Source organism: Streptomyces sp. MMS24-W38, assembly GCF_059889265.1.
Map to the genome: position 1 here is coordinate 3,714,186 of NZ_JCBCPP010000001.1, position 14,976 is coordinate 3,729,161.

Consider the following 14,976-nt stretch of genomic DNA (forward strand, 5'->3'; position numbering starts at 1 on the left):
GCGTCAGCGCAGCTCGTCCGGGCAGGGTGTGCCGCGCGGCACGGTGTACGGCGCCGCCAGCCGGTACGTGCCCGGCTTCGGCGCGAGCAGCACCGTCCACTTGTCGCCGTTCGCGTCCTCCTCCGTCTCCATCAGGCAGCCGTTGACGTTGTCGTACGTCTTCGGCACGTCCTCCGCGGCCCCGGAGCCGTCCCCGTCGGAACGCTCCTTGGACTCCTCCGTCTCCTGCGGCGGCTCCAGCTTGTCGCCCTCCGCGTCGACGATGCTCAGCCACGGCGAGTACGGGATGCGCACCAGGACGCGGCCCGCCTTCTCGACCCGCATCGTCATCCCGCCCTGCTCGGCCCGCTCCACGACCGTGTTCGGCTCGGCCAGCGGGGTCGGCTCGCTCACCTCGAACAGCTGCCAGTTCGCGTCGCCCCAGACCTGCTTCAGATAGGGCAGCCCCCGCTGGACCAGCTCCCGCTCCCGCTGGCCGCCGTCACCGTCCGGCTCGTCCTTCGGCAGCACCACGAAGTGCACCGCCCAGCGCTTCAGCCATTCGTGGTAGTTCGCCGAGTTGAGCGTGTCGTCGTAGAAGAGCGGATTGCGCTCCATGTCGGCCTGCCGGTTCCAGCCCCGGGCCAGATTGACGTACGGCGCGAGCGCCGAGGCCTCGCGGTGCGAACGCGCCGGCACGACCTCCACCCGCCCCCGCTCCGCACCGACCTCCTGGAGCTCGTTCACCAGCGGCGCCAGCTCACGCGCCCACGACGCGGCCGGCGTGGTGTGCACGACGTCGTCGGCCGACTTGAAGCCGATCCACCCGACGAACCCGACGGACGCCACGACGATCGCGTACCACTTGAGGCTCCGCGGCACCGCGAACGGCAGCGCCGCCACCAGCGCCATCCCGGCGAACAGCATCGCCAGCCGCGTCATGTTGGAACCGATCTGCGAACTGACCAGCCAGACCAGCACCACGCCCAGTCCGTACACCGCGGCCGTGATCCGGACCGTGAGCCACTCCCGGGGCACCAGGACGGCCACCAGGACCGAGAACACCAGCGGCAGGACCACCGAGCCGAACCCCATCGGCTGCGTCCCCGAGAACGGGAACATCCAGGCCGACACCGCCACCACCACGGTCGGCCCCAGCCCCAGGGCCCACGCCCCCGGCCGCCGCTTCTGCAGGAACAGCGCCACCGCCACCAGCCCCACGAACAGGCCCGCGACCGGCGAGGACATCGTGGCCAGCGCCGCCAGCGGTGCCGCGCACAGCGCCTTCGCCCAGCGCTTGTAACGCCAGCGGTGCGGCCAGCAGAACACCACGGCGACCGCGGCCAGCCCGAACATCATGCCCAGCCCGAACGTCACCCGCCCCGAGGCCGCGTTGCCCAGCAGCCCGAACACGCCCGCGAGCGCCGCCCACAGGGGGTTGCGCAGGCCGGGGAGGCTGCGGATCAGCAGCATCGTCAGCAGCGCGGCCGACGCCGTCCCCGCGAGCATCATCGTCGTCCGCACACCGAGGAGCGACATCAGGTACGGCGACACCACGCTGTACGACACCGGGTGCATGCCGCCGTACCAGGCCAGGTTGTACGCGGAGTCGGGGTGCCGGCCGACGAACTCGGCCCAGGCGTCCTGCGCCGCGAGGTCGCCGCCACTGTTCGCGAAGGTGAAGAACCAGACGATGTGCAGCACGCCGGCGAGAGCGGTGACGGACAGCACCGGGTGCCGCAGCATCCGGGCCCGCACCGCGATGACGACGGCCCTGGGACGGGAGACCCGCGTGGGGGCGGGGTCGCGCTCAGGGTCGGTTGTGCCGCCCGGCGGCCGGTCTGCTTCCGAGGCGTGTATTCGCGGGCCGGACTCCGGGTCCGGATCGGCGTCGTCGGCGCGTGTCGGCTCCGCAGTGGCCACCTGAAGGCACTCCCCGTGTCCCGTCTTCTGTTCTTCTGTTCGCGTTCCGTTCGCGGTCGCGGCCGTCCGCCGTGGTGCTGACATCCGCGTCCCGGCCACGGCGACCTGCCCGTTTCGTGACGCTAGCACGCGCCCCGCCGACCGGCGCCCGGGCGGGCACCGACCGGCGGGGCGCGATGCCCGCCGCTCGCCGTGGAGCAGGGTGGATCAGCCGAGACGCGTCAGCTTGGCTGCGAAGCCGGGCTCCACGAGGTCCTCCTGAAGGGCGACCGGGACCTCGACGGCGGCGCTGTTCTTGCCGTCGCCCACGGTGAGCGTGCCCACCTTCGTACCGGCCTTCGCCTGGTGCGGCAGATCCTTCCCGGTGAACGACAGCTTCACCTTCAGCCCCGGCCAGCCGACGGCCTCGACGTCCTCGGTGACAACGACCGGCGTACGGCCGCCCAGCCCGTCGTCCGCGTACCCGACGACGCTGCCCTTCTTCAGCACCGTCGCCGACTCCAGCACGTCCTGTGCCGCCCGGATCAGCTTGTCGCCCGCGGAGAGTGCCCCGGCCAGGATCGTGTTGTCGGCGCCGCCCTCGGGCTGGCGCACCACGGCACCGATGATGGTCCGCGTCTCGCCGTCGACCTCCTTCTTCGCGGCGAAGACGAGGTTGCCGAGCGCCGAGGTGGTGGTTCCCGTCTTGATGCCGACGACGCCGTTGGACCCGACCAACTGGTTCCAGTTGGGGTGGTTTTTCCCCTTGTAGTCGTCGTACGACATCATCGCGGCGATCTCGCGGAAGGCCGGCAGTTCCATTGCGGCCCTGGCCAGCTTCACCTGGTCCACGGCTGTGCTCACCGTGGTGTTGTTCAGACCCGAGGGGTCCGTGTACGTCGTATTGCTCATGCCGAGGTCCTCGGCGGTCTTGTTCATCTTCTCGACGAACGCTTCCTCGGACCCCGCGTCCCAACGGGCGACCAGCCGCGCCACGTTGTTCGCGGACGCGATCAGAACGGCCTCCAGCGCCTCCCGCTGCGAGATCTTGTCACCGGAGGTCACGATGACGGTCGACTCCTTCTCGGCGTCGGACTGCTCCTCCGCGGCATCGTCGATCTCGATCATCGGGCCCTCGGCGCCGCTCTTGAGCGGGTGGTCGCGCAGGATCAGATACGTGGTCATGACCTTGGCGACACTGGCGATCGGGAGGGGCTTCTGCTCACCGGAGGAGCCGAAGGTGCCGATGCCCTGCACGTCCAGCGCGGCCTGCCCGGCGGCCGGCCACGGGATGTCGACCTTGCCGCCGTCGAAGGTGTAACTGTCCTCGGCGGTGAGTTCGAGCGTGGGTGCGGGAAGCGGCCGCATGTTCTGCACGACCGCGAAGACGATCACCAGCAGAACGGCCAGCGGCGTCCAGATCTTGACCCGTCGCACGGCCGTCCGCAGCGGGGTCTCCGGCGGCGGTGGGGTGTTGGTCAGCTCGGCCAGCAGATCCAGCGGCGGCTTGGGCGGCAGCGGCTGCTGCCTCGTCAGCTCCGGCCCGACCTGCGGGACCGAACGGGTGGCGGCGGCGGGGGAAGTGGTGGGTGACGCGGGGGCGGGCGACGCGGAGGGCGGCACCCGGAGCGCGGTGGTGACGGAGTCCCCGACCCTTGGGGCCTTGCGCACATCGGGGTCGTCCAGATCCTTGAGCGGCACGAACTTGCTGGTGCGCTCGGCCGCGGACTCGGGCTGGGGGTCGGGGGCGGACTGGCCCTTGTCCTTGGCCTCGTCCTCGCCGTCCTCGCCCTCGAGGTCGGTTTCCGCCGCCTTGTCGTCCGTCTTCTCGGAGGCCTTGTCGGCGTCCTTGGCCGCGTCACCCAGCTTCAGCATGGTGGTGGGCTGATCGACGGCGGGCGCGGAGGGGCGCGGGGCCTTGAAAACGGCGGTGGGCTGATCGGTGGGGGGCGCGCCGGGGGCAGCATCGTCGGTCCCGGCGGCGGACTTGGCGTCGACGTCGTCGGTGCCGCTCGCCTTGTTCGCGTCGGCCTCGGGGGTCGCGTCCGCGTCGGTGCCGTCGCCGTCGTCATCGGCGGTGGAGGTGTCGGCGACGACGGGGGCCGCGTCGGCGTCGGCCTCCGGTGTCACCTCGGCCTCGGTCTCGGCCTCCGCGTCCGACTCGTCGCCACCGTCGGCCTCGGAAGCCTCGTCTGAGCCCTCGTCAAGGCTCTCGCCGCCGTCCTGGCCGTCCTGGCCGTCCTGTTCGTCCGTGCCGTCCCCGTCACCGTCCTCGGCCTTCCGGGGGCTCTCCGCGCCCTTCCCCGGCCCGTCCTGCTCCGTCCGCTCCGCCTCGTCCGCAGACCGCACCCACGAGGCGGCGACGGCCTGCAGCCGCCCGTCAGCATCCGCAGTGGAATCGTCACGCCCGTCGGGTGCGGCCTCCTCGGCCTCGGAGCCCGACTCGGCGGGATCCGAGGCCTCTTCGTCCTCCCGGCCCTCCCGGTCCTCCTCGTCGGTCCGCGCATCGCGCACCGACAGCACCCGGGTGGCCGTATCGACGCTCCCTGCGGAGCCCTTGGCCGACGCGGATGACTCCGACGGTGTCGACGGCGACGCCGCGTCCCGGTTCACCGTCAGCCGGGGGTCCCGCTTCTCCGTGGAGTCCTCCGTCGCACTCCTGGCCTCGGGAACCGGACCCGCGCTCCCCGGCGTCGGTTCTGCCGACGACTCGCGCTGCTTCGACCTGTCGGGGGACTCGCCCGCCACCGATGCCTCCTCCGTGCGTCGCGCGTCCGCGCGTACGCCTACCGAACCGTGAATCCGCAATTCGCCCGCCCGGAACAACGCTCAGCGGCGCTGTCCGAACCATGTACCAGTGTCCTGTGTACGGGCTTCCCCCACGTGGTAGACGAGAACGACATACCTGTCGGTTCCCTCACGAACCGGTCACGCACCCTCGACAGACCGATGTGAGAGGGGTCACCCTGTCATTCATCCACGCGGGGAGGCATGGATGGGCAGGAGCCGCAGAACACTTCCGGAAGAGCTTTTGCTGCTGGCATTGGACCCGGCCACGGGTACCACTGCGCAGCCGCAGTCGCTCGACCTCGGTCTGGCCGGAGCACAGCTAGTGGAGCTGGCGCTGGCCGGACGGATAGCCCCGGACGGGGATCGTATCGCCGTGGTGGTGCCACGGCCGACTGGAGATCCGACTTTGGACTGCGCGTTGGAGTTGCTGCGAAGGCGCGGCGCTCCGGTTCGGGCCGTCCACTGGATCGGCGGGCCGCGTCTCGGGCTCCGCCAGACCTACCTCTCGCATCTGGAGCGGTGCGGCATGGTGCATGCCGTGGCCGGCCAGATGTGCGGGGTGTTGCCGACGACTCGCTACCAGGCGACGGACACCGAGATCAGCCGGGAGATCAGGGCCCGGCTGGACTCCGCGATCCGCACCGGCGTGCCGCCGGACCCGCGGACCGCTGCGCTCGCCGCACTGGCGCACGCGGTGGGCCTCGGCAAGCACCTGTACCCGGGGAACGAGGGCCGCTCCTCGCGTTCCCGGTTGCGGGACCTGATCCGGCACGACCCGATGGGCGGCCTGGTGGCGCATGCCGTGATGGACGTGCAGAACGGTGTGGCGGCCCAGCCACGCCGTGGCGCGGCCCCGGCAGGCGGCCGTCAGGCCACCCCCGGCGGCCGGGGCGGACCGGAACCCGCCCGAGGGGTACCGGCCCAGCCGCGCCACGGATCCATGGCGCGCGCCGCCGCCCACTAGGCCGACCGGGCCCACCGGGCCCTGGTTCGGCCACGGCACCGCAGACCCGGTCACGGGAACCGCTGCTCGAGCGGGGCGGAGAGAGTTCACGGCTCTCTCCGCCCCGCTCGGCGTGCCGCGAACCGGCGGACCTCGCGACTGGTCGACGTCGCAACCGGTCGACGTTACCCGCCCGCACCGGTCCGTGGCGTCACCACACCGCGAACTGCCGGACAGTGGTCGCGTATCCACTGTTTCCCAGCGGTGGGAAGCACCTTGGTGGCAGTCTGCTCAACACCAGATACGCAAAGTGGCAAGTACGAGTAAGTACGAGGCACGCAGCCGGAGGTGCACGTCCCGTGGCGTCCAATGTCAATCCCACCGTCAGGCGACGCCGGCTGGGCCAGGAGCTCCGCAGGCTCCGCGAGCTCAAGGGCATGACGGCCGAGGAAGTGGCGGAACGACTGCTGGTGTCGCAGTCGAAGATCAGCCGACTGGAGAACGGCCGGCGCAGCATCAGCCAGCGTGACGTCCGAGACCTCTGCGGAGTCTACGAGGTGGAGGACCAGCGGATCGTCGAGTCGCTGATGCAGATGGCCAAGGACTCGCGCCAGCAGGGCTGGTGGCACGCCTTCGGCGACATCCCGTACAGCGTCTACATCGGCCTGGAGACGGACGCGGAGTCGCTCAGGGTCTACGAACCGCAGATCATCACCGGCCTGTTGCAGACCCGCGCGTACGCCGAGGCGATCGTCCAGGGCGGTTCGCCCGAGTCGTCCGACCAGGAGAACGACAAGCGGGTCGAGGTGCGCCTGCGCCGACAGGGCCGTATCACCGCCGACAAGGACCCGCTGCGACTGTGGGTGGTCCTGGACGAGGCGTCGCTGCGCCGGGTCGTCGGGAGCAGGCAGGTCATGCGTGAACAGCTGGAGCACGTCATGGAGTTGTCCCAGCTGCCGCACATCACCGTGCAGGTGCTGCCGTTCGAGGTCGGCGCGCACTCCGGCATCAACGGCCAGTACTCCATCCTGGAGTTCGCGGACGCGGCCGACTCGAGCGTGGTGTACATCGAGGGCGTGACCAGCGACCTGTACCTGGAGAAGCCGCACGACGTGCAGAAGTACACCGTGATGTACGAGCACTTGAGGGCACAGTCCCTGAACGTGGAACAGTCCCGCCAGCTGCTGGAACGCGTCGCGAAGGACTACGCGCGCTGACCCCCTGGGGGAGAGCGCGGGATGCTATATCGCTGACACGCCTGACTGGAAGTGCTCTTGGAATATGTCACCCAGTCGAGTGAACGGCTCCGCTGGAGAAGGGTGCCGACGAGTAGCGTCGATCACGCCAACCACGAACGAGGGCTGGCGAAATCCGTTCTGCGGGTCCCTGCCGGAATGCGCAGCCCGGTGACAGCAACTCAGCAACTGGCTACGGAGCGAACATGGCAATTCGTCTGGGCACCACGGAAACGTGGACGACGTCCTCCTACACCAACAACAACGGCGCGTGCGTGATGGTCAGGTCGACCACCGAGGAGGCACTGGAACTCGGGGACACCAAGATCCCCGAGGGCCCGAAGCTGGCCTTCCCCACGGACGCGTGGACCGCTTTCGTGGCCTCGGTGAAGGCCTGAGAAGGCCGGACCCGAACAGGGCTCCACGGAGCCCTCTCGACGAGACCGCCGTCCTTGCCGAGAGGGCTCGGCCCACCCCGTAACCCTCTCGGCACGGCGAACGAATCCCCGCATGGGTGAGTTCAGCGGCTCAGCGGCTCACCGCACCGGAAAAGCGACGTCGCACACCGGATCCTCGACCCCGGCGGCGTCCCAGTCCGCGAAGTACACCTCCCTGCACGGACCCGCAGCCGTCAGCCCCTCGGCCGCCATCCACTGCTCCACCGCCTCGAACGCGGCCAGAATCTGCGGATGAGCCACCTGAGTCTTGGTGATCCGGGTGCAGGCCAACCGCTGGGCCGGCTCCACCCGCACCGTCGTCTCCCACGCCCGGCCCCGCGCCTCGGTCCAGGCCCGCGCCGCCGCCTCGTCGGCGACCGGCACACACGCCTCGGCAGGACCGTCGCTCTCCATCGACACCTCGGAGTGATAGACGACGAACGGCGCCCCGGCCACACCCCCGCACTCCGAGGCGCCCCGCTCCAGCCGACCCAGCGCGGCCCCGATCCACGCGGGCAACTCGTCCGCCAGAGTGTGCCGCGTCTCGGTGATCAGCACCTGCCGGGGCACGTCCACCGTCTCGACCACGAACTTCCCGTACATCTCGGAACTCCTCCCAGAGAGCCGTCCACGGAGGAATTCGGCGAGTGTCCGCTGCCCGGCGACCCGCGCCTCGACGTCCGCCCAGTAGGCGGCGAGCCGGTCGGCCGCGGCCGCACCGTCGTCCGCGTCGAGCACCTCGGCGATCCGGGCGAGCGGCATGTCCAGCTGCCGCAACAGCGCCACCGTACGGGCCCGCTCGACCTGACCCGTCCGGTAGTACCGGTAACCGGTGACCTCGTCGACCCGCGCCGGCGTCAGCAGCCCCAGCCGGTCGTACAGCCGCAACGCCTTGGCCGACAGCCGCGCCCGCGCCGCGAACGCGCCGATGCCGAGCAGTTCCCCGCTCTCCGAGTCCACCTCTGGGTCCACCGCGCCATCCTCCGTCGCCGGGCGGCCCGTCCGCCCGACGACACGAACGCTGGACCCTGCCCCAGGGACAAGGTCAACGCGGCCACCGGAACCGGAAGCCGGGGCGGCAGCCCCTAGCCGAGCGCGCTCTCGACCGCCGCCACGACCTCCGCCGCCTCCGGCTCGGTCTGCGGCGAGAACCGGGCGACGACCTTGCCGTCCCGTCCGATCAGGAACTTCTCGAAGTTCCAGCGGACGTCCCCGCTGTGCCCCTCGGAGTCGGCGAAGTCGACCAGACGGTCGTACAGCGGGTGCCGCCCCTCCCCGTTGACCTCGACCTTCTCGGTCATCGGGAAGGTCACGCCGTACGTCGCGGAGCAGAACTCGGCGATCTCCTCCGAGGTACCCGGCTCCTGCCCCATGAACTGGTTGCAGGGCACCCCGAGCACGGTGAAGCCCCGCGCCGCGTACTGCTCGTGCAGCCGCTCCAGCCCGGCGTACTGCGGCGTCAGCCCGCACTTGGAGGCCACGTTCACCACCAGCACGACCTGCCCCGCATACCGCCCCAGCCCGGCGGACCCACCGCTCAGAGCACCGATCTCGACATCGAGGGGAGAAGAACCGTTGGTCTCTGCAATCGTCATACCCGGATGCTAACCCTGCCGGGAGCACAGACGACGATCACACCTGATCGCTGTGTTTCTCCTTCTTCTCCACGCTCCGCGCCATCCACGCCCGACAAGCCCAGCGCGCAAGGGCACCCACGGCCAGGGAGACGAGGACGGCGCCCCAGTCGATGACATGCGGCAACCCGGGGAAGAAAGCGAAGAAGGCGAGAGCCGCGACAAGCCCCGCAACGAACGACGCGACCCCGGCCCGGCGTTGGCGCTCCGCATACCCCGGGCCTGTATCCGGCCCATGCTGCTTGGTCATGAACATCTCACTTCGTGATGTGGTGACACTGGCTTACCCGCCGCACCCCGTTGACATAGAGGTGGGCGCACGCTTTGCCGTAATGCGGCAGACGCTGTGGAGAGTTGTTGCGCATGGGGTCGATCTTGCATTCGCTGTGCGTTCTGCCGCGGGACGTCCGGTAGGTCCTGTTGTTCGTGTCGGTGTAGGTGAAGTCGATGCGCCAGTTGCAGAAGCCGCTGCTGAGTGCGCCCACGAAGGCACAGTCGACACCGGCGTTCTGGTAGGTGATCTTCTTGCCGCTCCCGCGGACGGCGTGCGTGAACATGCACCCGGTCGGGATCTTCATCGTCACGCCACCGACGTTGTACTCGAAGGTGCGGACCGGTGCCGACCCGATCGCGCCGGCATGTGCCGCGGATGGCGTCGTGGCGACGAGGGCGCTCGCCGCAGCGAGTGTGGTGGCCAAGCGTACGACACGCGACCGCATCAAGGTGATCTCCTCCTGGTTGTTCCTGGTGAACGTCGGGAACAACCAGGAATTGCCCCTTCTGGTTGTCTGCTGTCGGGCGGTTTCACCATGACAGGTGATCACGTGATTGCTGCGCTGACCTGCAGAAACGTTACCCGGGATCGCCAGTGCCGGCCGTCGGCCCTGAGGGCGAGAAACAGGTGGGGGGCCGACCCGCGGGTCGGCCCCCCACCACCTGCCTTCCTCTTCCCGGCTACGGCTTGCGCCCCACCCCGCAGAAGGCGTCCACGTCCTTAGCCTCGTCCTCGCCCGGCGCAGCGGCCTCCGGCCGCCATTCCGGGACCCGGACGACGCCCGGCTCCAGCAGCTCCAGGCCGTCGAAGAACCCGGCGATCTCATCGACCTCGCGCACGTAGTACGGCACGGCACCGCTCGCGTTGTACGCGTTCGAGGCCGCGATCATGCCCTCGCTCGTGGCCGTGCTGTCGCTGATCACCAGGTAACTCCCCGAGGGAAGCCCCACCATGAGCCGGCGCACCAGATCACGGGCCTGCTCGTAGTCGGCGACGTGGCCGAGCGTGTTGAGGATCATCAGCGCGACGGGCTGGGACATGTCCAGCGTCCCGGCGGCGGCCCGCAGGACGGACTCCGGATCGTAGAGATCGGCGTCCAGATAGTCCGTCCGGCCCTCGGGGGTGCTGGTCAGCAGGGCGTTGGCGTGGGTCAGCACGATCGGATCGTTGTCGACGTACACGATCCGTGCGTCCGGAGCGACGCGCTGCGCCACCTGGTGCGTGTTGTCGGCGGTCGGCAGTCCCGTACCGATGTCCAGAAACTGCCGTATCCCCTGCTGCCCGGCCAGATGGCCGACGGCCCGCCCGAGGAACCGTCGACTGGTGTGGGCCACGTCGACCAGGCCGGGGAAGATGCCCTTGATCTGGTCACCGATCTCCCGGTCGACCTTGTAGTTGTCCTTGCCCCCGACGAAGTAGTTCCAGAACCGCGCCGAGTGCGGCTTCGTCGTATCGATACGGGCACGTGTCTCGAAACCGGCACTGTCCGGGGTGGTGTCCTCCGACACGGCTGAGCCTCCTGTGATGAGCGCGATCAGTGCGCTCAACGTAGGCGAACGTGACCGGATTTCACCCTGGTTGGCGGCAAACCCAGCGACCGAAGCACCTGTTCCAGCCACTTCACCGCGCAGAAGGGTGCCGGATGTTACACGGGGTGGCTCGGCCGGTCCTTCAGGCCGTCGACGAAGGCGGCGAACACCGGAGAGGGGACGGAGAGGACGGCACGGGCCGGGTGCTTCGAGTCGCGGATGGCTATGCGGGTGTCCGCCTCCGCGATTTCCACGCAGGCGTTGCCGTCGCCGCTGCCCGAGTAGGAGGACTTCCGCCAGTTGTCGGCAGTGATCACAGGGCGTCTCACAACTCCTTGGCCAGTCCGTGGATAAGGTCACGCGAACGCTCGGGATCGAGTGACACTGCTTCCACTCTACGAAAAAGTGTTCGGAACACTCCGAGTTGTGCTTCGGAATCCACGAAGACGGTGCCGTGAGGGCCGTCGCGCAGCACAGTGTCCAACCTCGGGACGGTTCCGCCCAGGTACACCATGTCGGCCGTGATGTCCGCGAAATCCTCCAGTTCGAAGGGGATCACGCGCACGGTCACGTGTTCCGCCTCCGACAGCTCCAGGATGCGGCTCAGTTGGGCCCGCGATGTCGCTCTGCCACCCACTCTGATGCGCAGAGCCGCCTCATGGACCAGCGCCTCGTACGGAATCTGCTGTGCGTCCCCGATGGCTGACCGCCTCTGCATGCGATGGCGCACCCGCAACTCAACTTCATCACCAGGAAGTTCGGGAATCCTTCGCGAGAAGAGCGCCCGTGCGTAGTCCTCGGTCTGCAACAACCCGGGGATGTGCAGGAAGTCCACGTCCCATCGATGGGTGGAGTGATACTCCAGCTCGGACAGGTCCAGGAACGGCGTGGGCAGGAGACCCCGGTACTCCTCCCACCAGCCGCGTCCCCTGTCGGTCGCCATCACCGCCAGGGAGTCGACCAGTTTGCTGTCCGTGCAGGCGTAATGGGCGGCGAGGCGGCGTAGTCGCTGTTCGCTCACACCTGTGGTGCCGGATTCGATCTGGCTGATCTGTACCGAGTTCACTCCGAGCAGGGCAGCCGCATCGCGAGCACTGAGGCCGGCTGCCTCGCGAAGTCGGCGCAGCTCAACGGCAAGACGCAGCTGCCGTGCTGTCGGTTCGCGCCTTGTTCCCATCTGTTGCCCTTCACTCAACGTGCCTGTCAATGCAACTCGTTCGGGCGTCAGATTACGCGAACAGCTTGCGTCAGGTTAAATCTAAGGCCTACCGTCAGTGACGGAACATCCACGCTGTGCGTCATCGCGGCGTCGGAAGTGCACCGCTTCGTCCTGCCGTGACGTGGCGGCAGTGACACCGTCGCCCGTCCTCTGCAGCGCATCCCGACTTCCTCACCCAACTGGAGTTCGCATGTCCGAAACCGAACCGTGGGAGTACTCGCTGTACATCCCGAACGACCCGAGAGCCGTCACCATCTGCCGTCGCACCCTGCGCCTGATCCTTACCATGCACGGCCTGATTCGCCTGGTCGACGTCGCGGAGCTGATGGCTACGGAGCTGGTGTCCAACGCCGTGCGCCACACCAAGGGGCCGGCGGCGCTGCGGGTGCGCTGGTCGGCCAACGGCGTCCTGCGGATCGGGGCGTGGGACGCGGACCCGTCCCCGCCGGAGCCGCCGCGGCCCTTCACCCCGGAACTGGAGGAAGAGGACGGGCGGGGCCTGGCGCTGGTGCGGGCCTGCGCCGACGTGTGGGGCTGGCAGCCGCTGGCCAGGGACGGCAACAGGGGCAAGTACGTATGGTGCGAGCTGGGAGCCGCTGGGTGACTCCAGCCCCTCCTCGGACCGCATTGCCGGGTTCTGCGAAGGCCTTGATCTTCACGACTGGCTGCTCACCATGCTCGACGGTATCCGCCTGGGCGGGGCGGAGGGTGCCACCACGATCCCGATGCTGCGGGCCGCCGTCGACCACTTGCTGCACCCGTGGATGCCGCGTGCACTCGCCCCCTATGGGGCACACTGGAGGAGATCCAGGGCTTCACCCGGCAGTGCCAGACCCTGGTGCAGCGCATCCGCGACCAACTGTCCCTTCACGCGGTCTGGTTGTTGTGGGGGGACTTCGCAACGCCCTGAGGATGAAACCGACACGGTTACTGGTGGGGAGACACACGATGGCGATGGAGCCGAGTCCGGAACCGAACGGCGCACCGTGGCGAGGAGGATCCGGCGCATGGCGGATGTGGCTGAAAGTACTCATCTCCCTTGCGGCTGGCGGCCTGACCTTCGTTATCGCCGAGGTTGCGAACTCGGAGGCCAAGTGGCAGATCGGTGTCGGCATTTTTGTCGGTGGCTGCGTCCTGATCCTTCAGCTCATGGGCGACCTGATTAATCAGGTGAGGGACTTCAAGGCCGTGCTGCCTCAGCACAACGCGCAGACACAGGAAACGGTCGTGAGGAGCTTCGCCCAGATCAGCGAGGCAACCAAGTTCTACAGCGAGATGGAGAGGCTGCCTTCCGACGGAGTGGCCGCGTTGGCCACCAGTGCGGTGGAGGTCGTCTCCAGGGGTCCCGACATCATGAGGCGCTTCGCCGAGGAGCTGATGCGGCGCCTCGCCGTTGACATGGAGGCGCTCAAGAGCGGGAGTGTCGATTGCGCTGGCGAGAACCACGACTGGCTGCTGACCCTTACCAACTGCGCCACGGATTCCATCGACACTACAAGCGCGCTCTCCTTGGTGGACCGGGACTTCTGGAACAACGGGCCTGCCGACCTCTATCTGCAGGCGCAGCGCGAGGCGATAGCGAGGGGGGTGACGGTGCGACGGCTGTTCCTGGTGGACGACTCGGCGGACCTCAACGACGACCTGCGTCAACTTGGCGAAGAGCAAAATGAGTTGGGTATAGAGACGCGTGTGCTCGTCCGGGCACAGCTGCCCCAGAACGTCAGGCGGGGCTTGTTGGGCGAATTCATCGTCTTCGACAAGGAGACCTGCTACGAGATCGAACAGGATCAACTTCATGTCAACATCTCGACGCGCGTGAGAGCGCATGAGGACTACGTCAGACTGAGGACCCAGCGGTTCGCCGAGCTCTGGGATGTGGGCGTGCCGACGCAGACAGCGGGAATCCCGACAGGTGAGCCAGGGGCGGTCGGCGCGTGATGTGGCTGCCTGGAGCCGCAGAGCCGACCGCCCCAGCCACGGAGGGTTTCTCCCGCCTTCACGCCCGCAGCCGCCGGGTGCGGCCAGCCGGGGCGAAGACAGGAGGCAGGCCGCGCCGCAGAGGCGGCGCGTGCCCGCGCCGTGCGCGGGTCTTGAACCAGTAAAGAAGGTTGTAACTCAGTGGGCCTGCTCCAACTTGAAATGCGCAGGTCATCGGGGCTGGTGTGAGTCAGCGCTCGTGCTGGTCGCGGCCGGTTGCCTTCGGTCAAGATCGCCTGTCATCGTGAGGACGAGCAGCGTCCGCAGCAGCGTCGTCGCGTAACGGGGCAACATCCGGAGCTTGGTGAGGATACGCCAGTTCTTCAAAAGTGGGCGAAGGCGTGCTCGCAAACCGCGCAGACGGCCGCGATCAGCTTGTTTACCTGCTTCTTCGCCTTCGTGAGTGGCTTGGTGCGGGCGGCCTTGCAGCCGGTGATGACCACCGGGTTGTCCGCATCGTTGTCCAGGCCGGTGAAGCCGAGGTCGCCGATGACGCCCAGTTCGTGGGCGCGCAGGTGCTCGACGAGCTTGTTGTAGCGGGCGGTGGTGATCTCCGAGGAGTGGCCCGGGCGGGCGGCGGAGATCCACCGATCGGTTCGGTGGGCGTTCTCACGGCAGGTCGGTGCGTCCCAGCCAGGTCGGCTTGACCGGTACCCCGTCCGCGTACCGCTCGATCTGCTGTTCCGCCTGCTGTTCCGCGGGCTCGGGCGCCGCGCCGACGGGAGTACTCGGCGCCTCCACCACAGGTTCCGGTACAGGCTCCACCACCGGTTCCGCGGCGGAGTCCTCGAGCAGTTCCGCCACCGTGAACCGGGTGACGAACGACTGCCACGCCCCGTCCACGACGAGCAGGAACCCGTCGTCCTGCCGCAGGAGCCGACGGCGCTTGGGGCTTCTGGGGTGTGCGGGTGAGTAGCTTCGTGCCCGCCGTTCCAGCTCCGCGAGTGCCTCCTCGCGCTCTCCGGTGACGTGAGCGAGCACGTATGCCTCGGTGTGCTTGCGTTCTCCGACACCCATGGTGGTCTCGATGACCAGTCCCCAGGTCGTCATGTTCTTC

Annotated in this window: 16 protein-coding genes and 1 pseudogene; 7 read left to right on the top strand and 10 right to left on the bottom strand. The window is 68.6% G+C overall.

Annotated features, from left to right (window positions below; all coding sequences use genetic code 11):
• Window positions 1-3: 3 nt before the first annotated feature.
• Window positions 4-1,902 carry a DUF8823 domain-containing protein gene (locus AC6F7H_RS15875; RefSeq protein ID WP_500757623.1) on the bottom strand — a complete coding sequence of 633 codons (1,899 nt, stop codon included), beginning with the start codon at window positions 1,900-1,902 and terminating at the stop codon, window positions 4-6.
• Window positions 1,903-2,109: 207 nt separating this feature from the next.
• Window positions 2,110-4,395 carry a D-alanyl-D-alanine carboxypeptidase gene (locus tag AC6F7H_RS15880; RefSeq protein ID WP_500757624.1) on the bottom strand — a complete coding sequence of 762 codons (2,286 nt, stop codon included), beginning with the start codon at window positions 4,393-4,395 and terminating at the stop codon, window positions 2,110-2,112.
• 43 nt (window positions 4,396-4,438) lie between these two features.
• Between AC6F7H_RS15880 and AC6F7H_RS15885 the strand changes: the two genes are divergently transcribed.
• From AC6F7H_RS15885 to AC6F7H_RS15900, 4 genes are all read left to right on the top strand, one after another.
• Window positions 4,439-4,681 carry a hypothetical protein gene (locus tag AC6F7H_RS15885; protein WP_500757625.1) on the top strand — a complete coding sequence of 81 codons (243 nt, stop codon included), beginning with the start codon at window positions 4,439-4,441 and terminating at the stop codon, window positions 4,679-4,681.
• 195 nt (window positions 4,682-4,876) lie between these two features.
• On the top strand, window positions 4,877-5,635 hold the full coding sequence (locus AC6F7H_RS15890) for a GOLPH3/VPS74 family protein (RefSeq protein WP_109381324.1): 759 nt from the start codon (window positions 4,877-4,879) through the stop codon (window positions 5,633-5,635).
• A gap of 338 nt (window positions 5,636-5,973) precedes the next feature.
• On the top strand, window positions 5,974-6,831 hold the full coding sequence (locus AC6F7H_RS15895) for a helix-turn-helix domain-containing protein (RefSeq protein WP_500757626.1): 858 nt from the start codon (window positions 5,974-5,976) through the stop codon (window positions 6,829-6,831).
• A 224-nt stretch (window positions 6,832-7,055) separates the two neighbouring features.
• Complete coding sequence (locus AC6F7H_RS15900) at window positions 7,056-7,247, top strand: DUF397 domain-containing protein (protein ID WP_500757627.1); 192 nt, start codon at window positions 7,056-7,058, stop codon at window positions 7,245-7,247.
• Between the two features lie 138 nt (window positions 7,248-7,385).
• Here AC6F7H_RS15900 and AC6F7H_RS15905 read toward each other — a convergent pair whose 3' ends face one another.
• From AC6F7H_RS15905 to AC6F7H_RS15935, 7 genes are all read right to left on the bottom strand, one after another.
• Complete coding sequence (locus AC6F7H_RS15905; RefSeq protein ID WP_500757628.1) at window positions 7,386-8,258, bottom strand: MerR family transcriptional regulator; 873 nt, start codon at window positions 8,256-8,258, stop codon at window positions 7,386-7,388.
• A gap of 113 nt (window positions 8,259-8,371) precedes the next feature.
• Window positions 8,372-8,881: a glutathione peroxidase gene (locus AC6F7H_RS15910; protein WP_500757629.1), complete on the bottom strand. Its 510-nt coding sequence runs from the start codon at window positions 8,879-8,881 to the stop codon at window positions 8,372-8,374.
• Window positions 8,882-8,918: 37 nt separating this feature from the next.
• Entirely contained in the window at window positions 8,919-9,170 is a 252-nt protein-coding gene (locus tag AC6F7H_RS15915) for a hypothetical protein (RefSeq protein ID WP_500757630.1), read from the bottom strand.
• A 7-nt stretch (window positions 9,171-9,177) separates the two neighbouring features.
• Entirely contained in the window at window positions 9,178-9,639 is a 462-nt protein-coding gene (locus AC6F7H_RS15920; RefSeq protein WP_500761844.1) for a hypothetical protein, read from the bottom strand.
• A 235-nt stretch (window positions 9,640-9,874) separates the two neighbouring features.
• On the bottom strand, window positions 9,875-10,702 hold the full coding sequence (locus AC6F7H_RS15925; RefSeq protein WP_500757631.1) for an SAM-dependent methyltransferase: 828 nt from the start codon (window positions 10,700-10,702) through the stop codon (window positions 9,875-9,877).
• Window positions 10,703-10,839: 137 nt separating this feature from the next.
• Window positions 10,840-11,040 carry a DUF397 domain-containing protein gene (locus tag AC6F7H_RS15930; protein ID WP_500757632.1) on the bottom strand — a complete coding sequence of 67 codons (201 nt, stop codon included), beginning with the start codon at window positions 11,038-11,040 and terminating at the stop codon, window positions 10,840-10,842.
• An 8-nt stretch (window positions 11,041-11,048) separates the two neighbouring features.
• Complete coding sequence (locus AC6F7H_RS15935) at window positions 11,049-11,900, bottom strand: helix-turn-helix domain-containing protein (protein WP_500761846.1); 852 nt, start codon at window positions 11,898-11,900, stop codon at window positions 11,049-11,051.
• Window positions 11,901-12,132: 232 nt separating this feature from the next.
• Here AC6F7H_RS15935 and AC6F7H_RS15940 point away from each other — a divergent pair, with 232 nt between their 5' ends.
• From AC6F7H_RS15940 to AC6F7H_RS15950, 3 genes and pseudogenes are all read left to right on the top strand, one after another.
• On the top strand, window positions 12,133-12,546 hold the full coding sequence (locus AC6F7H_RS15940; protein WP_500757633.1) for an ATP-binding protein: 414 nt from the start codon (window positions 12,133-12,135) through the stop codon (window positions 12,544-12,546).
• Between the two features lie 22 nt (window positions 12,547-12,568).
• A pseudogene (locus AC6F7H_RS15945) lies at window positions 12,569-12,852 on the top strand (SCO2521 family protein); the annotation flags it as partial.
• 38 nt (window positions 12,853-12,890) lie between these two features.
• Window positions 12,891-13,880, top strand: coding sequence for a DUF6879 family protein (locus AC6F7H_RS15950; RefSeq protein ID WP_500757634.1), 990 nt, complete (start codon window positions 12,891-12,893; stop codon window positions 13,878-13,880).
• Window positions 13,881-14,528: 648 nt separating this feature from the next.
• Here AC6F7H_RS15950 and AC6F7H_RS15955 read toward each other — a convergent pair.
• Entirely contained in the window at window positions 14,529-14,969 is a 441-nt protein-coding gene (locus AC6F7H_RS15955; RefSeq protein WP_500757635.1) for a hypothetical protein, read from the bottom strand.
• Window positions 14,970-14,976: the final 7 nt, after the last annotated feature.